A 19070-nucleotide genomic window follows, 5' to 3' on the forward strand; every position below is an offset into this window, starting at 1 on the left:
CTGCCCGCGGGCCGGGTGGGGCGGTCACCCACGTCGGCGTACCTGCCAGATCGCCGCGCCGCCCAGGATCGCCACCACGCCGATGCCCGCGACCAGGCCCAGGGACGGGCCCTCGTCCGACGCGGTGTCCTGCTCCGCTGCCGGCTTCCGCTTCTCCTCACCGCTCTGCGCGACCTGTTCGCCGCAGCCCTTCTCCGGGTAGCCGGAGATCGCGCACAGCAGGGCGTTCGTGTCGTAGCGCAGGGGCCCCGCCACCGCTGCCAGAGCGTCGGCCGTCGTCGCGTCGGGGGAGACCCGGGCGCAGGCGGTGCGGGCGGCGGGCGGGGTCTCGCCACCGGGTGCGTCCGAGGGCGTGCCGAAGTCGAGGACCAGGGCCACCCGCTTGCTGCCCTCCCGCGCGGGCGTCTTCGCACAGATCGTCGCGAATCCGGCCTTGCCGCGCGGCTGTGCCGCGTCCGCGGAGTCCTCGCTCACGGCGAAGCGGAACCCCTGGACGTCGCCGTCCGAGGGGCGGGCCAGGGACGGGCCCTGGGTGGCGTAGACCCACTGGCCGCCGTCGCGCTCCCAGAACGACCAGTACCGGTACCCGGCGGCCTCGGCCCGGCCCGTGCCCGCGCACAGCAGGAGCGGGACCAGGAGCAGGAGAAGGGCGCGGCGGATCACAGGTGCTGCTGCTTCTTGCGGCCGGTGAACAGGAAGCCGATGCCGATGCCGGCGACCAGGCAGACACCGACGTACCACCAGACCCCGAAGAAGTCCGAGCCGGAGTCCTCCTTCGCGGCCGAGGCCTCGGTCCTCCCGGTGGCCTGCGGGGCCGGGCCCGTCGCGTTCAGCTGCTTGACGAGGTCCGCGCCGCCGAAGTCACGCGGGTTCGTGCCCGTCGCGTGGGCGGCGAGGATCAGCTGGGCGTAGGCGGCCGGACCGCTCTGCGCGGCCCAGGTCGCGGCGTTCTTCGCCAGCCACCGCACGGACGTCTCCGCCTGCGCGGTGTCGCCCTTTGCGGCGAGCGCGACGACCGCGTCGGCGGTGTTGCCGTAGTCGGGCTGGGGCTCGGCACCGGCCAGGGCGGACATCAGGTGCCCGTCGTCCTCGGCCAGGGCGGCGGTCAGCCAGGCGGCTCCGTTGGCCGCCGCCTGCTCCGGCGTCGAGGCCTTCGCGCAGGCGGCACTGGACGGTCCGGAGGCCTTTGTGCCGGGCTCGACGACCATGCCCTTGCCCAGGGCGCCGAGCACACCGGCGGCGGTGGCGTCCGCGTTGGCGGCGAGCTTGCCCTTCTTGTCCGGCTGGAAGGCGAAGGCACCGTCGCCGTCCCCGCCGCAGGGCAGGGCGAGCTTCAGCAGGGCGTCGTAGGGGGACTTGCCGTCCTTCTCGACCCGGTCCGGCTTCTCGCCGGTGGCGGCGAGCGCGCCCGTCACGACCGACGTCGAGTTGGTGTCGCTGGCCCCGCCGGGCGAGTAACCCCAGCCGCCGTCCTCGTTCTGCACGGACTTCAGCCAGTCGACGGCCTTGCCGGTGACGTCGTCGTGCCCGCCGAGCGCGGCCAGGGCCTGTACGGCGGCGGAGGTGGCGTTGGTGTCCCGCATGGTCTTGGCGTCGCACGCGGCGGTGGGGTCGGGCCGGTACGAGGCGAAGGAGCCGTCCGCGCACTGCTGGCGCTCCAGCCACCGCACGGCCTTCGCGGCGGGCTTCACACCCACCGTGTCCTGCGCGAGCAGCGCGAGCGACTGCCGCCACACCCCGTCGTACTTCGGGTCGGTCGAGCCGTACAGGGCGGAGGGGAACGCCTGGGAGGACGACGGGGACGGGTCGGCGACGGCCGGGGTGGCGGCGCCGATCACGGCGACGGCGGCCAGGACCGCGGCGCTGCGGCGAACGTTCATGATCGGCGGGTGCCTCTCCCTGTGGGGGAGCCGGACAGCACGGGACACCCCGGCGGCTCGGCTCCGTGTACCTCGACGGTGCCGTGCACCGGCACGCTGCCGGGCACGTGAGCCGGTCACGACCCGTACGCGGCGATCCGGCTCACCGCCCTGGTGGGCGGTACACGGTTGCGGGGCCAGCGCCGGAATTGCACCGGCTTCCCCCCGTACGGTGTGATGACGACCCGCTTACTGTACCCGCACGTAGGAATCGGCCCGAGGGGGTCCCGGGCGGGCGCCCGGCGTCGCCAAACGCCGCCCACGCCGCCGGGAAAGCGCCGGGCTGGGGCGCCGTGCCGACGTGTACGAGATCGGCGAGGCGTGGGTGCCGCGCCGTGGGTGCGGGCGCCGAGGCCAGAGTGTGGTGAGAGATGACGGGGAACTCGTGTGCGCTGCAATGGAGTTGATCCTCTCCGGAGGCCGGAGCGGATAACGTGGGGCTTCCTCGACCACATACGCAGGAGCGTCCATGACCGACCACGTGGAGAACTCCGAGCAGGAGCCGTTCCCCAAGATCGACACCTCGGTGCCGCACTCGGCCCGCATCTGGAACTACTGGCTGGGCGGCAAGGACAACTACGAAGTCGACCGGGTGGCCGGTGACGCGTTCCGTGAGGTCTTCCCCGGCATCGAGACCGGGGCCCGCGCGGCCCGCTACTTCCTCGCCCGCGCCGTCCGCCACCTGGCCGCCGAAGAGGGCATCCGCCAGTTCCTGGACATCGGCACCGGCCTGCCCAACGTGGACAACACCCACCAGATCGCCCAGCGGGTGGCCCCGGAGAGCCGGATCGTCTACGTCGACAACGACCCCCTGGTGCTGGCCCACGCCCGCGCCCTGCTCACCAGTACGGCGGAGGGCGTCACCAACTACGTGGACGCCGACCTGCGCGATCCGGACACCATCGTCCGGGAGGCCGGGAAGACACTCGACTTCGACCAGCCCGTCGCCCTCATGCTGATGGGCATCCTGGGCCACATCGAGGACCACGACGAGGCCCGCTCGATCGTGCGCCGGCTGGTGGACGCCCTGCCACCGGGCAGCTACCTCGTGCAGTACGACTCCACCGACACCAGCGAGGACTACGTCCGGGCCATCCAGACGTACAACGACGGCGGGTCGATTCCCTACATTCTGCGCAGCCCCGAGCAGATCACGCGCTACTTCGACGGTCTCGAACTGCTCGAACCGGGCGTGGCGTCCTGCTCGCGCTGGCGTCCCGACGCGGCGGCCCTGGGCCTGCCGGCCGAGGTGCACCAGTACGGCGGCGTCGCCCGCAAGAACTGAGCCCTCACGTCTCCTGAAGGATGCGGTGCAGGATGGTCGGAGTCTCGTCGGGCGACTCGGCTTCGACCACCAGCCGGTTCATCGCGTCCCAGTAGCACTCGATCTCGGCCGGCCGGTCGGGATAGAGGGCACCGGTGAGCTGCTCCAGGTAGACCACGTCCGGCAACTGCCCGCCGGGCAGCCGCAGGATGGTCACCGGACCGCCCTCCGCGGCGTGGGCGCCGACGGCGAACGGCAGGATCTGCACCGTGACGTGCGGCAGCGCGCAGCTCTCGATGAGATGCCTGAGCTGCTCCCGCATCACGCGGCTGCCGCCCACCGGGCGCCGCAGCGCCGCCTCGTCGATCACGGCCCACAGCCGGGTCGCCGGCTGCCGGTGCAGGATCCGCCGGCGGGCCATGCGCAGCTCCACCCGGCGGTCGGTCTCCGCCGCCCCGGCGTCCGGGTGCGCGAGCCGCACGGCGGCCCGCGCGTAGTCGGCGGTCTGCAACAGGCCGGGGACGCGCTGGACGCGGAAGGAACGGATGAGGCTCGCCGCCTGTTCGGCCCCGAGGTAGGTCTGCATCCAGGCGGGCACGACATCGCTGTACGACCGCCACCAGGCGGGGGTGTTGGCCTGCTCGGCCAGCGCCAGCAGGGTGGCGCGCTCGGCCTCGTCGGTGACGCCGTAGAGCGTCAGCAGGTCGGCCACGTCGCGCAGTTTGAAGCCGTGGCGGCCCGCCTCCATGCGGCTGATCTTGGAAGGGGAGGCGCGGATGACGTACCCCGCCTCCGCCCGGCCGATGCCCCGCTCCTCCCGCAGCCCGCGCAGTCGCGCGCCCAGGGCCAGCCGCGGCACCATGGGCCCGGCCGATCTCTCGTCCATGACTCCGCTGAAGGGCGAGGTAGTGGCGGCCTCTTCGGTGCCCATGGGCATGTCTCCTCGCGGTGGAACGCAACTCCGCACGCGCTGAAGCGTCGCGGCACGTCATCCTAGGGGCGATGCCCCGACGCCATCCGGAGTATGCCGAAGGCGCGTGCACGCCCGGGCGGGTGGAGCGCCGGGGCGCGGGCGCGGTGGCCGGTTCTCAGCCCCCGGCGGCCAGCTTGTGTCGGTAATAGCTCTCGGCCGCGTCGGCGAATTTGGAGACGAAGAAAGCGTTGATCCCCGCCCCGGCGAGGGCGCCCAGGACCGGAACGAAGCCCGTCACCGCTTTCGATCCCAGAACCGCGGAGAATTTTATCGCCGCTTTCTGCGCGATCTTGTTGATGAACGGCTTGCTGAGTTTCGCGGCGGCCTTGGCACCCTTCTTCCCGACGATCTTCCCCCCGACCACGGACACACCGCTGCCCGCGCCCAGGGCGAGTGCCTTGGCCATCACGGCGGTTCCGTACGTCGGATACGCGACGTTGAACGCGATGAAGCCCGCCGATGCCGCGGCCCCCGCCGAGGTCACGCTCAACGCGTCCGGCTCCAGGGCGTCGGCCCAGAGGGCGAGGATGACGGCGAGATCGTCCTCGCCGTCCACCGTGGCGCCCATCTTGAAGCCGATGCCCCACGCGCAGACGGACATCTTGTGCAGCAGGAACGCCACATCTCCGACCATGGCCACCGCGTGCGCCCCCGGCACCGCCATCGCGGCCGCACCCGCCGCGGCCACCTGCCCGGTCTGCGAATTGCGCCAACTCCGCACCGATGAATACCCCGCGGCTCCCCGCTGCGCCATCGATGTGTCCCAGCCGAGCCGATGGAACGCGGAGACGAATATCTCCGCGGACATGCTTCCCCCCACGACAAGCCCCCCATGCACTTTCCGGTGATCGCGTGCTGGTGACCGCACCCCGCCGGGCACGCTATCCGGACAGTTGGCCGATGGTCAGGGGCGTGCGAAGGGCGCGTTTTGGTGCTTCAGGGGCGTGCACCGCTGCGCGCGCACCTGCCTGTCACGACCTGCACGCCTCTCCGCGCTCCGTACTCGGATCACCACGTACGTCAGATCACCACGTACGTCAGGCCGCCATGTACGTCAGACCGCCACGTACGTCACCGGCTCGCTCCCCGGGACCGCCTCAGCGCGCCCCAGCTTCACCAGGCGCCGCAGATGCGCCTCGGCCTCGGAGACGGCGATGTTCCGGGAGCCGTAGGGGATCTGGCCCCAGGGGCGGTTCCACTCCATGCGTTCGGCGAGCTGCCAGGGGGTGAGGGGCTCGGCGAGCAGGGCCAGCAGGTCGTTCAGGCGGGACTCGTGGTGGGTGAGCAGCGCGCCGACGCGGGCGGCGGTGTCGGAGAACGGGTGCTGGTGGGCCGGGAGCACCTCGGCCGGGGCCAGGCGGCCGACGCGTTCCAGGGAGTCCAGGTAGTCGCCGAGGGGGTCGGTGACCTCCCCCAAGCTCTCGGTTTCGCTCGCACAGGGGGTACCCCCGTCGTCGTCCGGGTCCTCGTAGAGGCCGATGTGCGGGGTGATGCCGGGCAGGAGGTGGTCGCCGCTGAACAGGCGGCCGTGCCCCGGGAGTTGCGTCGGGTGGGTCTCCTCCAGGTGGAGGCAGACGTGGCCCGGCGTGTGCCCGGGGGTCCAGATCGCGCGCAGCCGGCGGCCGGGCAGCTCCAGGAGCTCGCCCGGGACGATGTCGCGGTCGGGCAGGGCCGGGGAGAAGCCGGGAAGGGCGCGGGGCCGGGCCCGGCGCAGCGGCGCGATGTGCTCCTCGGGCGCACCGGCCGCGGCGAGCTTGTCCGCCATGTATGCGTACCAGCGCTCAGGACGGGCCTCGCGGGTGCGTCGTACGACCGCGATGTCCGCCGCGTGCATCGCGATCCAGGCGCCCGACGCCTCCCGGACCCGGCCGGACAGGCCGTGGTGGTCGGGGTGGTGGTGGGTGATGACCACGCCGTGGATCCCGGCGACCGAGGTGCCGCAGGCGGTGAGGCCCTGCGTGAGGGTGTCCCAGGACTCCGGGTCGTCCCAGCCGGTGTCGATCAGCACCGGACCCCGGTCGGTTTCGACGACGTACACCAGGGTGTGGCCGAGCGGGTTGTCCGGGATCGGGACCCGGAGCGACCGGACGCCTCCGCCGTGGTCGGTCACCTGTGTCATGGGCTCCCCTGTCGCCGGCTCCCGTCACTATAACTAGAACGGGTTCCAGCGAGGAGTCTCCCGTGGTGCGCGGTCCGTGGACTCCTCGGGGCGGGGCTGGTATCAGTGGGCATATCTGATGAGCCGTCAGAGAATGCTCCCGGGGAGGCAGTCGGCCATGACCGAACTCGTGGAACACGGACAGCTGTTCATCGGCGGGGAGTTGACCGACCCCCTGGGCCGGGACGTCATCGAGGTGGTCTCGCCGCACACCGAGGAGGTCATCGGACGCGTCCCGCACGCCTCCACGGCGGATGTGGACCGGGCCGTGGCGGCGGCGCGGCGGGCCTTCGACGAGGGGCCCTGGCCGCGCATGACCCTCGACGAACGGATCGAGGTCGTCGGGCGGATCAAGGACGCCATCGCCACGAGGCACGACGAGATCGCCCGCGTGATCTCCGCCCAGAACGGCTCGCCGTACTCCTGGAGCGTCCTCGCCCAGGCCCTCGGCGCGGTCATGGTCTGGGACTCGGCGATCACCGTCGCCCGGAACTTCACCCACGAGGAGCCGCGGGACGGCGTCCTGGGCAGGATCCTCGTACGCCGCGAGCCCGTCGGGGTCGTGGCCGCCGTGGTCCCCTGGAACGTCCCGCAGTTCGTCGCCGCCGCCAAGCTCGCCCCGGCCCTGCTCACCGGCTGCACGGTCGTCCTCAAGCCCTCGCCCGAGTCGCCGCTCGACGCGTACCTGCTCGGCGAGATCGCCCGCGAGGCCGGGCTGCCGGAGGGCGTGCTGTCGATCCTGCCCGCCGACCGGGAGGTCAGCGAGTACCTGGTCGGGCACCCCGGCATCGACAAGGTGTCCTTCACCGGGTCGGTCGCGGCCGGCAAGCGCGTGATGGAGGTGGCCGCCCGCAACCTCACCCGCGTGACGCTCGAACTGGGCGGCAAGTCCGCGGCGGTCGTCCTGCCCGACGCCGACCTCGAGACGGCCGTGGCGGGCATCGCCCCCGCGGCCTGGATGAACAACGGACAGGCCTGCGTCGCCCAGACCCGCATCCTCCTGCCGCGCTCCCGCTACGACGAGTTCGCCGACGCCCTCGCCGCCGCGGCCGGCGCCCTGACGGTCGGCGACCCGCTCGACCCGGCCACCCAGGTGGGCCCGCTGGTGGCCCGGCGCCAGCAGCAGCGCAACCTCGACTACATCCGCATCGGCCAGGAGGAGGGCGCCAAGATCCTCACCGGCGGCGGACGTCCGGCCGGGCTGGACCGGGGCTGGTACGTCGAACCGACCCTCTTCGGCGACGTCGACAACTCCATGCGCATCGCCCGCGAGGAGATCTTCGGCCCGGTGATCTGCCTGCTGCCCTACGACGACGAGTCCGACGCCGTGAAGATCGCCAACGACTCCGACTACGGGCTGAGCGGCAGCGTCTGGACGGCGGACGTCGAGCACGGCATCGACATCGCACGGCAGGTCCGTACCGGCACGTACTCCGTCAACACCTTCAGCCTGGACATGCTGGGGCCCTTCGGCGGCTACAAGAACTCCGGCCTGGGGCGGGAGTTCGGCCCCGAGGGGTACGGCGAGTACCTGGAGCACAAGATGATCCACCTCCCGGCGCAGGCCTAGCGATGGGCGACCGCTGGCACGTCGAGGTCGACCGCTCCCTGTGCATCGGCTCCGCGCAGTGCCTCCACCACGCGCCGGACGGCTTCCGCCTGGACTCCGCCCGCCAGTCCCGTCCGGCGGCCCCGGACATGGACGCCAGCGAGCGGGTGCTGGAGGCGGCCGAGTGCTGCCCGGCGGAGGCGATCGTGATCACGCTGAGGGACAGCGGGGAGGCGGTGTTCCCGCCGGGGGAGTAGGGCCCGAAGAATCATGATGAGAGGGGTTTCATTCCGCTTTGGGCGTTTCTATGCTGGAAGTCGGCCTACGAGGCGAGTGAGGGAGTCCGACCGGAGTAGCCGACGTCGGCAGGAAGTGCAGTTGAGGCTTCCGCTGGTGCCGACTGCGACGGTAGGGCTGAGAGGCCGGAAGGACGCAGGGCCGCGAGGCCCGGCGACCCGAAGGCGACCCCCATCACCTGATCCGGACCATGCCGGCGAAGGGAACCCGTCTCGTAGGTCCTCGGCGTCCGCGGCGGGCTACGGGGCGGTCAGGTCGATCAGGCGGCACACCGTCTCGATGTCGATCTTCACCTGCGCGATCGAGGCCCGGCCCGACAGCCAGGTGATCAGCGCCGAGTGCCAGGTGTGCTCGATGACCCGGACCGCCGAGAGCTGCTCGGGCGTCGGGTTCTCCTGGCCCATCGCGTCCAGGATGATCGCCGTCGTCTGGCGGGAGACCTGGTCGACCTCCGGGCTCACGCTGCGGTCGGCGAACGTCAGTGCGCGGACCATCGCGTCCGCCAGATGCGGCTCGCGCTGCAAGGCCCGGAAGGCCCGCATCAGCGTCTCGGCGACCCGCTCGGCCGCCGTCTCGCCCTGCGGCGGCTTCTTCCGCAGCGTGCCGTGCATGTGCTCCAACTGGTCCTGCATCGTGGCGACCAGCAGGTGGATCTTGGACGGGAAGTAGCGGTACAGCGTGCCGAGCGCCACCTGGGAGGACTCCGCGACCTCGCGCATCTGCACGGCGTCGAAACCGCCCCGGCTGGCCAACTGCGCACTCGCGTGCAGGATGCGGCGGCGGCGGGCCTCCTGTCGCTCTGTGAGGGGCGGGGAGGCGGGGGCTGCCGCTCTGGCTTCCACCTTGGCCGGCTTGTTCACCTTGGCGCTCACCTTGGCTTCCGCGGGCATGTGTCGGTCCCGTTCCGTGACCGTCCGTGAGGACGAGTGATCGCACAGCATGGCACGGCGCCGGTCGTGGCGTGAATCACCTGATCCACTGCTCACAGCGCCCTTACCTGCCGGTAGATTCAGAGCCTCCGAACGATCAAGTCTGAAACTTGTTCTAGATTAGCGTCCCGGCGTAATCTCGCGGGACAGTGCAGGGAGAAGGGGGCCCAGGGTGACCGCAGAGGCCAGGGAGGCCGGGGCTCCTCAGGCCCCCGCCGCCGACGGCTCGCGACCGCTCCGCATCGCGCTCCTCACCTATAAAGGGAACCCGTTCTGCGGCGGACAGGGAGTCTACGTCCGGCACCTCTCGCGTGAACTGGCCCGCCTGGGCCACCGGGTCGAGGTCATCGGAGCCCAGCCCTACCCCGTCCTCGACGAGGGCCACGACGGACTGAGCCTCACCGAGCTGCCCAGCCTCGACCTGTACCGCCAGCCGGATCCCTTCCGCACGCCGGGGCGCGGCGAGTACCGCGACTGGATCGACGCGCTGGAAGTGGCGACGATGTGGACCGGCGGCTTCCCGGAACCGCTGACGTTCTCCCTGCGCGCCCGCCGCCACCTGCGGGCCCGGCGCGGCGCGTTCGACGTCGTGCACGACAACCAGACCCTCGGCTACGGCCTGCTGGGCGATGTCGGCGCGCCCCTGGTGACGACCATCCACCACCCCATCACCGTCGACCGGCAGCTGGAGCTGGACGCGGCGGACGGCCGGCGGCGGCGTTACTCGGTGCGGCGCTGGTACGCCTTCACGCGCATGCAGAAGCGCGTCGCGCGCCGACTGCCCTCCGTGCTCACCGTGTCCGGCACCTCGCAGCAGGAGATCATCGACCACCTCGGGGTCCGGCAGGACCGCATCCACGTGGTCCACATCGGCGCCGACACCGACCTGTTCTCGCCGGACCCCTCCGTGCCCGTCGTGCCGGGCCGGATCGTGACGACGTCCAGCGCGGACGTGCCGCTGAAGGGCCTGGTGCACCTCGTCGAGGCGCTCGCCAAGGTACGCACCGAGCAGCCCGCCGCGCACCTCGTCGTCGTCGGCAAGCGGCCCACCGAGGGGCCGGTCGCCCAGGCGATGGAGCGCTACGGCCTCGAAGGCGCCGTGGAGTTCGTCAAGGGCATCACCGACGCGGAGCTCGTCGACCTCGTGCGCTCGGCGCAGGTCGCGTGCGTGCCGTCGCTCTACGAGGGTTTCTCGCTGCCGGCCGCGGAGGCCATGGCGACCGGGACACCGCTGCTCGCCACGACCGGGGGCGCGATCCCCGAGGTCGCCGGGCGGGACGGCGAGACGTGCCTGGCGGTGCCGCCGGGGGACTCCGGGGCCCTGGCCGCGGGGCTGGGCCGGCTGCTGTCCGACCCGGACCTGCGCGCCCGCCTCGGCGCGGCCGGGCGGGAACGGGTGCTGCGGCACTTCACCTGGGCCAGGGCCGCGGAAGGGACGGTGGCCCGCTACCGCGAGGCGATCGCCCGCTCCGAGGGCGGCACCGGCCGTTCCCCGGCCGCCACGGCGACCCGGCCGGCCGGGGTGCCGGGTGCCGGTCCCGCGGCCGGTCCGGCTTCCGGCACGGAGGCCGGGTCCGCGGCCGCGTCCGCTGCCGGGGCCGTGACCCCGGCGGGCACCGTGCCCGCCGTTCCCACAGATGTAGAAGGCGCCAACTCCGAAAGCAGGGCCACGTGCTGACCGTCGACTTCTCCCGGTTCCCGCTCGCCCCGGGGGACCGGGTCCTGGACCTCGGCTGCGGTGCCGGGCGGCACGCGTTCGAGTGTTACCGGCGCGGCGCGCAGGTCGTGGCGCTGGACCAGAACGCCGAGGAGATCCGCGAGGTCGCGAAGTGGTTCGCGGCGATGAAGGAGGCCGGCGAGGCCCCCGAGGGCGCCACCGCCACGGCCATGGAGGGCGACGCCCTCGCGTTGCCCTTCCCCGACGAGTCCTTCGACGTCGTGATCATCTCCGAGGTCATGGAGCACATCCCGGACGACAAGGGCGTCCTCGCGGAGATGGTGCGCGTCCTCAAGCCCGGCGGCCGCATCGCCGTCACCGTCCCGCGCTACGGCCCAGAAAAGGTCTGCTGGAGCCTGTCCGACGCCTACCACGAGGTCGAGGGCGGCCACATCCGCATCTACAAGGCGGACGAACTGCTGCAGAAGATCCGCGAGGCCGGCCTGAAGCCCTACGGCACCCACCACGCCCACGCCCTGCACTCGCCCTACTGGTGGCTCAAGTGCGCGTTCGGCGTCGACAACGACAAGGCGCTGCCGGTGCGGGCGTACCACAAGCTGCTCGTCTGGGACATCATGAAGAAGCCGCTGGCCACCCGGGTCGCCGAGCAGGCGCTGAACCCGCTGATCGGCAAGAGCTTCGTGGCGTACGCGACCAAGCCGCACCTGCCGCGCCTGGCCGACAACGGGGCGGACGCCACGTGACCACTCCCCGGACGGAACACCTGGTCCTGCCCGGGGTCCTCACCGCCGGTCAGGCCGCCGCCACCGTCGCCGGCATCCTCGCCGTGCAGCGCGAGGACGGGGCGATCCCGTGGTTCCGGGGTCACCACCTCGACCCCTGGGACCACGTCGAGGCGGCCATGGCCCTCGACACGGCCGGCGAGCACGAGGCCGCCGAGCGGGCCTACCTGTGGCTGGCCCGGCACCAGAACGAGGACGGTTCCTGGTACGCCGCCTACACCGACGGCGAGTTCGACGCCGTCACCGACCGCGGCCGGGAGACCAACTTCGTCGCCTACATAGCCGTCGGCGTCTGGCACCACTACCTCTCCACCGGCGACGAGGCGTTCCTGGACCGGATGTGGCCGGCGGTGTACGCGGCGGTGGAGTTCGTGCTTCAGTTGCAGCAGCCCGGCGGGCAGATCGGCTGGCGGCGCGACGACGACGGCACGCACACGACGGACGCCCTGCTGACGGGCAGCTCCTCCATCCACCACGCGCTGCGCTGTGCGCTGGCTATCGCCGAGCAGCGGGAAGAGGCCCAACCGGGCTGGGAGTTGGCGGCGGGCGCGCTGCGGCACGCCATTCGCCTGCACCCCGAGCGGTTCCTCGACAAGAACCGGTACTCGATGGACTGGTACTACCCGGTGCTGGGCGGCGCGCTGACCGGCGCAGAGGCCAAGGCCCGGATCGAGGAGGGCTGGGACCGGTTCGTCGTCCCGGGGCTGGGCGTGCGGTGCGTGGTGCCCAACCCGTGGGTGACGGGAGGTGAGTCCGCCGAACTCGCGCTCGCGTTGTGGGCGATGGGCGAATCCGACCGGGCACTGGAGATCCTGCAGTCGATCCGGCATCTGCGGGATCCGGAGAGCGGGCTGTACTGGACCGGGTACGTCTTCGACGACCAGGCGATCTGGCCTCGGGAGTTGACGACGTGGACGGCCGGGTCGTTGTTGCTGGCCGTGGCCGCGTTGGGCGGGCACGAGGCGACGTGCCAGGTGTTCGGCGGGGCAGAGTTGCCTTTCGGGCTCGAGTCGGACTGCTGCGCCTAGGAGCTCGGGGGCTCGCCTGGTGCGCGGGCGCGGGTTGGGCGTGGCTTGTCGCGCAGTTCCCCGCGCCCCTGAAGGGCGAGCCCCTTGAGGCGATCTCAGTGCCGGTGTACCCGGTTGGCGATCGCGTGGCCGATGAACAGGTAGACCACCGCTGCCAGGCCGTAGCCGCAGACCACTCGGGCCCATGCCTCGTCGAACGTGAACAGGTCGTGCGACCAGCCGGCGAGCCAGCGGGCCGCGTCGTGGATGAACTGGACGAACGAATTGCCCGGGTTGGCGTCCAGCAGGTACATCAGGATCCAGAGACCCAGGATGAGGGCCATGATGTCGGCCACGACCGCGACGATCGTGCCGGCTTGATTCGCACCGTTGCGATATCGAGGGGACATAGTCTCCGGATTGCCCTTGAACTCTGGATGAAACCCGGGGAATCGCTCAGGAGTTCAACTCGGCGAGGACCCGCAGCGTGTGCGGGTCGGGGCTGAGGGCGAGGAGGTCCGTCACCGGGCCCTTGCGCCACGACTCCAGCCGCTCGGCGATCCGTTCGCGCGGACCGACCAGGGAGATCTCGTCGGCGAAGGCGTCGGGGACCGCCAGGACGGCCTCCTCCCGGCGGCCGGACAGGAACAGCTCCTGGATGTGGCGGGCCTCGGCCTCGTAACCCATGCGCGCCATCAGGTCGGCGTGGAAGTTGCGGGCCGCGTGGCCCATGCCGCCGATGTAGAAGCCGAGCATCGCCTTGACGGGCAGCAGGCCCTCGGCGACGTCGTCGCAGACCCGGACCTGTGCCATCGGCGCCACCATGAACCCCTCGGGCAGCTCCGCCAGGGCCGGGCCGTAGACCTCGGGCCGGGTCGGCGCCCAGTACAGCGGCAGCCAGCCGTCGGCGATCCGGGTCGTCTGGGCGACGTTCTTCGGGCCCTCCGCGCCCAGCAGGACCGGCACATCCGGGCGCAGCGGGTGAGTGATCGGCTTGAGGGGTTTGCCGAGGCCCGTGGCGTCCGGCCCCCGGTAGGGGTGGGCGTGGAAGCGGCCGGCCAGTTCGACGGGGGCCTCGCGGCGCAGCACCTGCCGCAGGACGTCGACGTACTCGCGGGTGGCCGTCAGCGGCGAGGCGGGGAACGGGCGGCCGTACCAGCCCTCGACGACCTGCGGACCGGACAGGCCGAGGCCCAGCAGCACGCGGCCGCCGGAGAGGTGGTCCAGGGTGAGGGCGTGCATCGCGGTCGTGACCGGGGAGCGGGCCGCCATCTGCGCGACCGCCGTGCCCAGCCGGATGCGGGAGGTGTGCGCCGCGATCCAGGTGAGCGGGGTGAACGCGTCCGAGCCCCAGGACTCCGCCGTCCAGACCGAGTCGTAGCCGAGCCGCTCGGCCTCCTGCGCGAGGCGCACATGGTCGGGGGAGGGGCCGCGGCCCCAGTAGCCGAGCGCGAGACCGAGCCGCATACCTGACTCCTGACGGCGTGTCAGTTGACGGGACGCCGACTGTACGGCAACGGCCCCCCGCCCGGAAGGGCGAGGGGCCGTGTGTGACCGTGGGGCTCAGCCGCGCTGGATGCCCGACGTGTCCTGGAGGACACCGCGACGGCCGTCCTGCGTCTGCGCGACCAGGGCCGCTCCGCGCTGCTCGACCGCCAGGTACCAGGTACCCGGGGCGAGTTCGGCGATCGGCGTGGGCGAGCCGTCCTCCGCGAACAGCGGCCGCGGCACCGGCACCGCGAACCAGAACGGGGAGAAGTCCCCGGCCGGCGGCTGCGGAGCCTGCGCCTGCTGCGGCTGCGGCTGACCGCCGTACGGCTGCCCCGGCTGCGGCTGGCCGTACCCACCGGGCTGCTGCGCGCCCGGGTAGCCGTAACCACCGGGGGGCTGGGCGCCGTAGGGCTGCGGGGCGGCCGGACGGGGCGCCGGGAGCAGGGCGCCCTTGAGAGCGGGGACGAGGGGGGTGGCGATGGCGGCGGCGGCCATCAGCAGCGTGGCGATGAGGGCGAGGATGATGCCGATGCCCGGGCTCGGAGCGCCCGAGCTGCCGTTCTCACCGATGTTGTCGAATCCACCGGGCACGTCGACGATGTTGCCGAGCGCGCTCCAGGCGGCGAACACCGTGAAGGCGACGCCGAACGGGACGAGTTCCAGCCCCGCGATCTTCGGGGCCTGCGGCAGGCCCCGGCCGACGACGACGAGTGCGGCGCCGATGATCCCGGCCAGCACGACGCTGAACACGACCGGGCCGCTGCCCCACAGCATGGGGAGGTCGACGCTGTCGGGGACATTGTCGAACGAGTAGAGGTCGAGGAACGACGCGATCAACAGCAATACCGCTGCTCCGATCACCACGCCGTCGCCCCGAGTGAGGGAGCGGATATTCACTTCAGGTCCTTCGTAGGTCGTCTCATCGTCGGTAGAGGCGTCGCTGTCACCATGCCGCCGTCCGGACTCGGTGTGAAGCGCGGGGGTGGCCCCTCATCGTAAGGAGGACCCTATCGTCCGCCCGGTCAGGGTGTCCGCCGGGATCTGCCGGTCCGGGACTACCCGCGCAGAAAACTCACGATTCCCTCGGAGATCCCTTGCGCCGCCTTCTGTCGCCACGCGCCGCTGGTGAGCAACGCCGCGTCCTTGCTATCGCGCATGTTGCCGCACTCGATGAACACCTTGGGAACCGTTGACAGATTGAGACCGCCCAGGTCCTTCCGCGTGACGAGACCGCCGTCGCCGATGTAGTTGGACGGCGCGCTGCCGGTGACCGCGACGAAGCGGCCCGCGAGGCGCTCGCCGAGATCGCGGGAGGGGCCGACGATCGGCCGGGTGTCCGCGGCGCCCGCGTGCACCGCGCCGGGAAGGATCACATGGAAGCCGCGGTTGCCGGCGCCCGAGCCGTCCGCGTGGATCGAGACAACGGCATCGGCCTTCGCCTGGTTGCCGATCCGGGCCCGCTCGTCCACGCACGGGCCGAACGGCCGGTCGCCGTCCTGTGTCAGCTTCACCGTGGCGCCCTGCTCCTGAAGGAGTGTGCGCATCCGGTGCGCGACGTCCAGCGTGAACTTCGCCTCGGTGTAACCGTCGTTGGTGGACGTGCCGGTGGTGTCGCACTCCTTCGCGTTCGTCCCGATGTCCACCTTGCGGTTGATCTCGGAGGCGTGCCGGAAGTTGCCCGCGTTGTGCCCCGGGTCGATGACGACGACCTTGCCCTTGAGCGGGCCGGAGGCGGCGGGCGCGGAGGCCGAGGGCGTGGCGGTGGGTGTCGGCTCCGGAGAGGCGCTCGGCTCCTTGGCGTCGTCGGAGGGCGCGTTCGACGCGGCGGGCGAGGAGGACCGTACGGTCGCCCGCCCCGAACCCCCCTCGTCTCCCGAGCCGCCGACCGTTTCGTACACCAGCCAGCCGAGCAGCGCCCCCGGCACCAGCGCTGCGAGCGCGACGGTCAGGGGGCCGCGGCGGGGGCGGCGGTTCTGGGGAGGTTCGAAGTCCGGGCCTGCGTACGACACGCCTGCCACCCTAGCGGCCGTCGGTGGGGGCGGCGGGCCGGCGACGTCCCGACGGGGGACGGCTACGCCCCGTTCCCGCCGTCGTCCCCGTGCCGTACCGCCTCCTTCACCCGCGCCTCCACCTCCTGGCGCGGGGTGCCCTCCTGCTTCGCGTACCCGGTCACCGCCGCCTGGACGTCCCGGGCGAGATCGCGCCAGGCCCGCCAGGCCGTCTCCCAGGTGCTGGTCTGCTGGTCGCTCCACTTGGTCTGGGTGGGCGGCCCGTAGGCCTCCTGCAGATGACGCACGCGGGCGTACGCCTCGTCCGCCGCGCGCTGCTTCTCCACGAGCTCTTCGAAGGTGTGTGCCACGCGCCCGGATCCTTGGGCAGCGGCGGCCGGGCGCCGACGCGCCACGCCGCCCGTGGGCCGACCGGGCGGGGGTGGACGGGGCGCAGTTCACCCGCCCAGCCGTTCCGTCGGACACCCGGGCCCGTGCGGCGCGGGACCGCCGGGAGGGAGGGCCGGTGCGTCAGATGCCTGGGCCGGTGCGGCGCAGGACCCGCAGCGAGTCCGTCGCCGAGACCTCCGTGAACGCGCCGGAGGCGAGGGCCCGGAGGTAGACGCGGTACGGGGCCTGGCCGGTGAACTCGTCCTCCGGCTCGGGGAAGACGTCGTGGATGAGCAGCAGCCCGCCCTCGGCGACGTGCGGCGCCCAGCCCTCGTAGTCGGCCGTGGCGTGCTCGTCGGTGTGACCGCCGTCGATGAAGACGAACCCCAGCGGCGTCCGCCAGAACGCGGCGATCTGCGGGGACCGGCCGACCAGCGCCACCACGTGCTCCTCCAGGCCCGCCCGGTGCAGCGTGCGGCGGAACGTGGGCAGCGTGTCCATCAGGCCGATCTCGGGGTCGACCGTCTCCGGGTCGTGGTAGTCCCAGCCCGGCTGCTGCTCCTCGCTGCCCCGATGGTGGTCCACGGTGAGCGCGCTGACCCCGGCCTCGCGGGCGGCGTCGGCGAGCAGGATCGTCGAGCGGCCGCAGTACGTGCCGACCTCCAGCAGCGGCAGTCCGAGCCGCCCGGCCTCCACGGCCGCCGCGTACAGCGCCAGGCCCTCACCGGTGGGCATGAATCCCTTCGCGGCCTCGAACGCGGCCAGGATCTCGGGCTTCGGCGCCGCGGGCATGGGGTTCCTCTCGGTCGTACGACGGTCAGGGCGCCATCGTGCCGTACCCCCTGCCGCGGGGACGACAGGGGGTACCGGTGAGTAAGGAAACGGGGGGGCAGGTCAGGCGGGAACCGTCCCGCCGGGCAGCGACAGGTCCAGGTCGACCGGGCGCTCGTCGCCCGCGTGGGTCGCGGAGGAGGCGAGCGGGCCGTGCCCCGTGGCCCGGGCGGCCACGACATAGGAGCCCCGGTCGGGGACGGCGAGCGCGTAGCTGCCGTCCTCGGCGGAGAGCGTCGCCCCGGCCCGGCGGCCCCGGCGGTCGATCAGCGTGACCTTGGCCCGGGCGACCGGGGAGCCGTCGGCGCCCAGCACCCGGCCGCGGAAGCCGCGCAGCACCTGCTCGGCACGCTCCAGCGCCGCGTCCTCCTCGCTGCTGGCCCGCAGCTGCGGCTTGCCGGACGGACGCCGGCCCGGCAGGAACAGCGCCAGGATCAGCCCCACGGCCACCGCGCCCGTCGCGATCAGGAAGGAGAGCCGGAAGCCGTGCATGGTCGGGATCTCGACCCCGCCGACGCTGTTCGCGGTGTTCGCCAGCACCATGCCGATCACGGCGCTCGACACCGAGGTGCCGATGGAGCGCATCAGGGTGTTGAGGCCGTTCGCCGCACCCGTTTCCGACGCCGGGACCGCGCCCACGATCAGCGCGGGCAGCGAGGAGTAGGCCAGGCCGATGCCCGCGCCCAGCAGGACCGAGATGACCAGGCTCTGCCAGGCGGCGCTCATCAGGCCGAGTCCGGCGCCGTAGCCGATCGCGATGATCAGCAGGCCGATGATCAGAGTGACCTTGGGCCCGTACTTCGCGGACAGCCGGGCGTAGACGGGCGCCGTGAACATCATCGTCAGGCCGAGCGGGGCGACGAGCAGGCCGGCGACGACCATCGACTGGCCGAGGCCGTAGCCGGTGGACGTCGGCAGCTGGAGCAGCTGCGGCAGGACCAGGGAGACGACGTAGAAGGAGACGCCGACCATGATCGAGGCGAGGTTGGTGAAGAGCACGGCCGGGCGGGCCGTGGTGCGCAGGTCCACCAGCGGGGCCTTCACGCGCAGCTCCATCACGCCCCACAGCACGAGCACGACCGCCGAGGCGGCGAACAGGCCGAGTGTGGTGCCGGAGGCCCAGCCCCAGTCGCTGCCCTTGGTGATCGGCAGCAGGAACAGCACGAGCCCGGCGGACAGGCCGACCGCGCCCGGCAGGTCGAAGGTGCCCTCGGCGCGCATCGGGGACTCCGGCACGACGAGGAGGGTGAGGGCGATGGCGAGCAGGCCGAGGCCGGCGGCGCCGTAGTAGAGGGTGTGCCAGTCGCTGTGCTGGGCGACCAGGGCGGCGGCGGGCAGGGCGAGACCGCCGCCGACGCCTATGGAGGAGCTCATCAGGGCCATCGCCGAGCCGAGCTTCTCGCGGGGCAGCATGTCGCGCATCAGGCCGATGCCGAGCGGGATCGCGCCCATCGCGAAGCCCTGGAGCGTCCGGCCGGCGATCATCAGCAGCAGATCACTGGTGAGCGCGCTGACCAGGGCGCCGACGACCATCACGGCCAGGCTCAGGATCAGCATGCGGCGCTTGCCGTAGAGGTCGCCCAGGCGGCCCATGATCGGGGTGGCCACCGCGCCCGAGAGGAGAGTCGAGGTGAGGACCCACGTGGCGTTGCTGGGGGCGGTGTCCAGCAGCTGCGGCAGATCCTTGATCACCGGCACGAGCAGGGTCTGCATCACCGCGACAACGATGCCCGCGAAGGCGAGCACCGGGACCACGGCACCACTCGCTCTGCCGGCCGGGCGGTCTGTCGTCGTCTGCGTCATCGAGGAGGGCC

19 protein-coding genes and 1 riboswitch are annotated in these 19070 nt (G+C 72.3%); of the genes, 6 read left to right on the forward strand and 13 right to left on the reverse strand.

Annotated elements, in window-relative coordinates:
• Window positions 1–24: 24 nt before the first annotated feature.
• Window positions 25–663 carry an SCO2322 family protein gene (locus ACFZDI_RS20020; protein WP_391252094.1) on the reverse strand — a complete coding sequence of 213 codons (639 nt, stop codon included), beginning with the start codon at window positions 661–663 and terminating at the stop codon, window positions 25–27.
• On the reverse strand, window positions 660–1880 hold the full coding sequence (locus ACFZDI_RS20025; protein WP_391252096.1) for a prenyltransferase/squalene oxidase repeat-containing protein: 1221 nt from the start codon (window positions 1878–1880) through the stop codon (window positions 660–662). Before ACFZDI_RS20025 ends, ACFZDI_RS20020 begins: the two co-directional genes overlap by 4 nt.
• 110 nt (window positions 1881–1990) lie before the next feature.
• A riboswitch (cobalamin riboswitch) is annotated at window positions 1991–2127 on the reverse strand.
• 261 nt (window positions 2128–2388) lie between these two features.
• On the opposite strand from ACFZDI_RS20025, the gene ACFZDI_RS20030 reads away from it, so the two are divergent.
• A complete protein-coding gene (locus tag ACFZDI_RS20030) occupies window positions 2389–3204 on the forward strand; it encodes an SAM-dependent methyltransferase (protein WP_391252098.1) in 816 nt (271 codons plus the stop codon).
• A gap of 4 nt (window positions 3205–3208) precedes the next feature.
• Here the strand turns inward: ACFZDI_RS20030 and ACFZDI_RS20035 are convergent, their stop codons facing one another.
• The 3 genes from ACFZDI_RS20035 to ACFZDI_RS20045 form a co-directional block, all read right to left on the reverse strand.
• Window positions 3209–4114: a helix-turn-helix transcriptional regulator gene (locus tag ACFZDI_RS20035; protein WP_234848018.1), complete on the reverse strand. Its 906-nt coding sequence runs from the start codon at window positions 4112–4114 to the stop codon at window positions 3209–3211.
• A gap of 157 nt (window positions 4115–4271) precedes the next feature.
• Window positions 4272–4964 (reverse strand): hypothetical protein, encoded by a 693-nt coding sequence (locus ACFZDI_RS20040; protein ID WP_391252101.1) that lies wholly within the window; start codon window positions 4962–4964, stop codon window positions 4272–4274.
• 246 nt (window positions 4965–5210) lie between these two features.
• The gene (locus ACFZDI_RS20045) at window positions 5211–6275 is read right to left on the reverse strand and encodes an MBL fold metallo-hydrolase (protein WP_391252103.1); all 1065 of its coding nucleotides are present in this window, start codon (window positions 6273–6275) and stop codon (window positions 5211–5213) included.
• Window positions 6276–6432: 157 nt separating this feature from the next.
• On the opposite strand from ACFZDI_RS20045, the gene ACFZDI_RS20050 reads away from it, so the two are divergent.
• A complete protein-coding gene (locus ACFZDI_RS20050; RefSeq protein ID WP_391252105.1) occupies window positions 6433–7884 on the forward strand; it encodes an aldehyde dehydrogenase family protein in 1452 nt (483 codons plus the stop codon).
• Between the two features lie 2 nt (window positions 7885–7886).
• Complete coding sequence (locus ACFZDI_RS20055; protein WP_391252106.1) at window positions 7887–8120, forward strand: ferredoxin; 234 nt, start codon at window positions 7887–7889, stop codon at window positions 8118–8120.
• Between the two features lie 279 nt (window positions 8121–8399).
• Here ACFZDI_RS20055 and ACFZDI_RS20060 read toward each other — a convergent pair whose 3' ends face one another.
• The gene (locus ACFZDI_RS20060) at window positions 8400–9050 is read right to left on the reverse strand and encodes a TetR family transcriptional regulator (RefSeq protein WP_234848013.1); all 651 of its coding nucleotides are present in this window, start codon (window positions 9048–9050) and stop codon (window positions 8400–8402) included.
• A gap of 211 nt (window positions 9051–9261) precedes the next feature.
• Here ACFZDI_RS20060 and ACFZDI_RS20065 point away from each other — a divergent pair, with 211 nt between their 5' ends.
• Genes ACFZDI_RS20065 through ACFZDI_RS20075 form a run of 3 tightly spaced genes read left to right on the forward strand, consistent with a single transcriptional unit; the run spans window position 9262 to window position 12577 of the window.
• Window positions 9262–10767 carry a glycosyltransferase gene (locus ACFZDI_RS20065; RefSeq protein WP_391252108.1) on the forward strand — a complete coding sequence of 502 codons (1506 nt, stop codon included), beginning with the start codon at window positions 9262–9264 and terminating at the stop codon, window positions 10765–10767.
• Window positions 10761–11510 (forward strand): class I SAM-dependent methyltransferase, encoded by a 750-nt coding sequence (locus ACFZDI_RS20070; RefSeq protein ID WP_234848011.1) that lies wholly within the window; start codon window positions 10761–10763, stop codon window positions 11508–11510. Before ACFZDI_RS20065 ends, ACFZDI_RS20070 begins: the two co-directional genes overlap by 7 nt.
• Window positions 11507–12577: a prenyltransferase gene (locus tag ACFZDI_RS20075; RefSeq protein ID WP_391252110.1), complete on the forward strand. Its 1071-nt coding sequence runs from the start codon at window positions 11507–11509 to the stop codon at window positions 12575–12577. The genes ACFZDI_RS20070 and ACFZDI_RS20075 overlap by 4 nt, the downstream gene beginning before the upstream one ends.
• A 95-nt stretch (window positions 12578–12672) precedes the next feature.
• Here ACFZDI_RS20075 and ACFZDI_RS20080 read toward each other — a convergent pair whose 3' ends face one another.
• From ACFZDI_RS20080 to ACFZDI_RS20110, 7 genes are all read right to left on the reverse strand, one after another.
• Window positions 12673–12966, reverse strand: a complete 294-nt coding sequence (locus tag ACFZDI_RS20080) for a hypothetical protein (protein WP_031131495.1) — start codon at window positions 12964–12966, stop codon at window positions 12673–12675.
• Between the two features lie 46 nt (window positions 12967–13012).
• Window positions 13013–14023, reverse strand: coding sequence for an LLM class F420-dependent oxidoreductase (locus ACFZDI_RS20085; protein WP_361119134.1), 1011 nt, complete (start codon window positions 14021–14023; stop codon window positions 13013–13015).
• Window positions 14024–14119: 96 nt separating this feature from the next.
• Entirely contained in the window at window positions 14120–14944 is an 825-nt protein-coding gene (locus ACFZDI_RS20090) for a hypothetical protein (RefSeq protein ID WP_391252113.1), read from the reverse strand.
• Window positions 14945–15102: 158 nt separating this feature from the next.
• Window positions 15103–16056: an N-acetylmuramoyl-L-alanine amidase gene (locus ACFZDI_RS20095; RefSeq protein WP_391252114.1), complete on the reverse strand. Its 954-nt coding sequence runs from the start codon at window positions 16054–16056 to the stop codon at window positions 15103–15105.
• 62 nt (window positions 16057–16118) lie between these two features.
• Entirely contained in the window at window positions 16119–16406 is a 288-nt protein-coding gene (locus ACFZDI_RS20100) for a hypothetical protein (RefSeq protein WP_234848006.1), read from the reverse strand.
• Between the two features lie 160 nt (window positions 16407–16566).
• A complete protein-coding gene (locus tag ACFZDI_RS20105; RefSeq protein WP_391252117.1) occupies window positions 16567–17217 on the reverse strand; it encodes a class I SAM-dependent methyltransferase in 651 nt (216 codons plus the stop codon).
• 102 nt (window positions 17218–17319) lie between these two features.
• Window positions 17320–19059, reverse strand: a complete 1740-nt coding sequence (locus ACFZDI_RS20110) for an MFS transporter (protein WP_391252119.1) — start codon at window positions 19057–19059, stop codon at window positions 17320–17322.
• Window positions 19060–19070: the final 11 nt, after the last annotated feature.

The organism is Streptomyces sp. NPDC007907 (assembly GCF_042959365.1).
GTDB classification, from domain to species: Bacteria; Actinomycetota; Actinomycetes; order Streptomycetales; family Streptomycetaceae; genus Streptomyces; species Streptomyces indiaensis.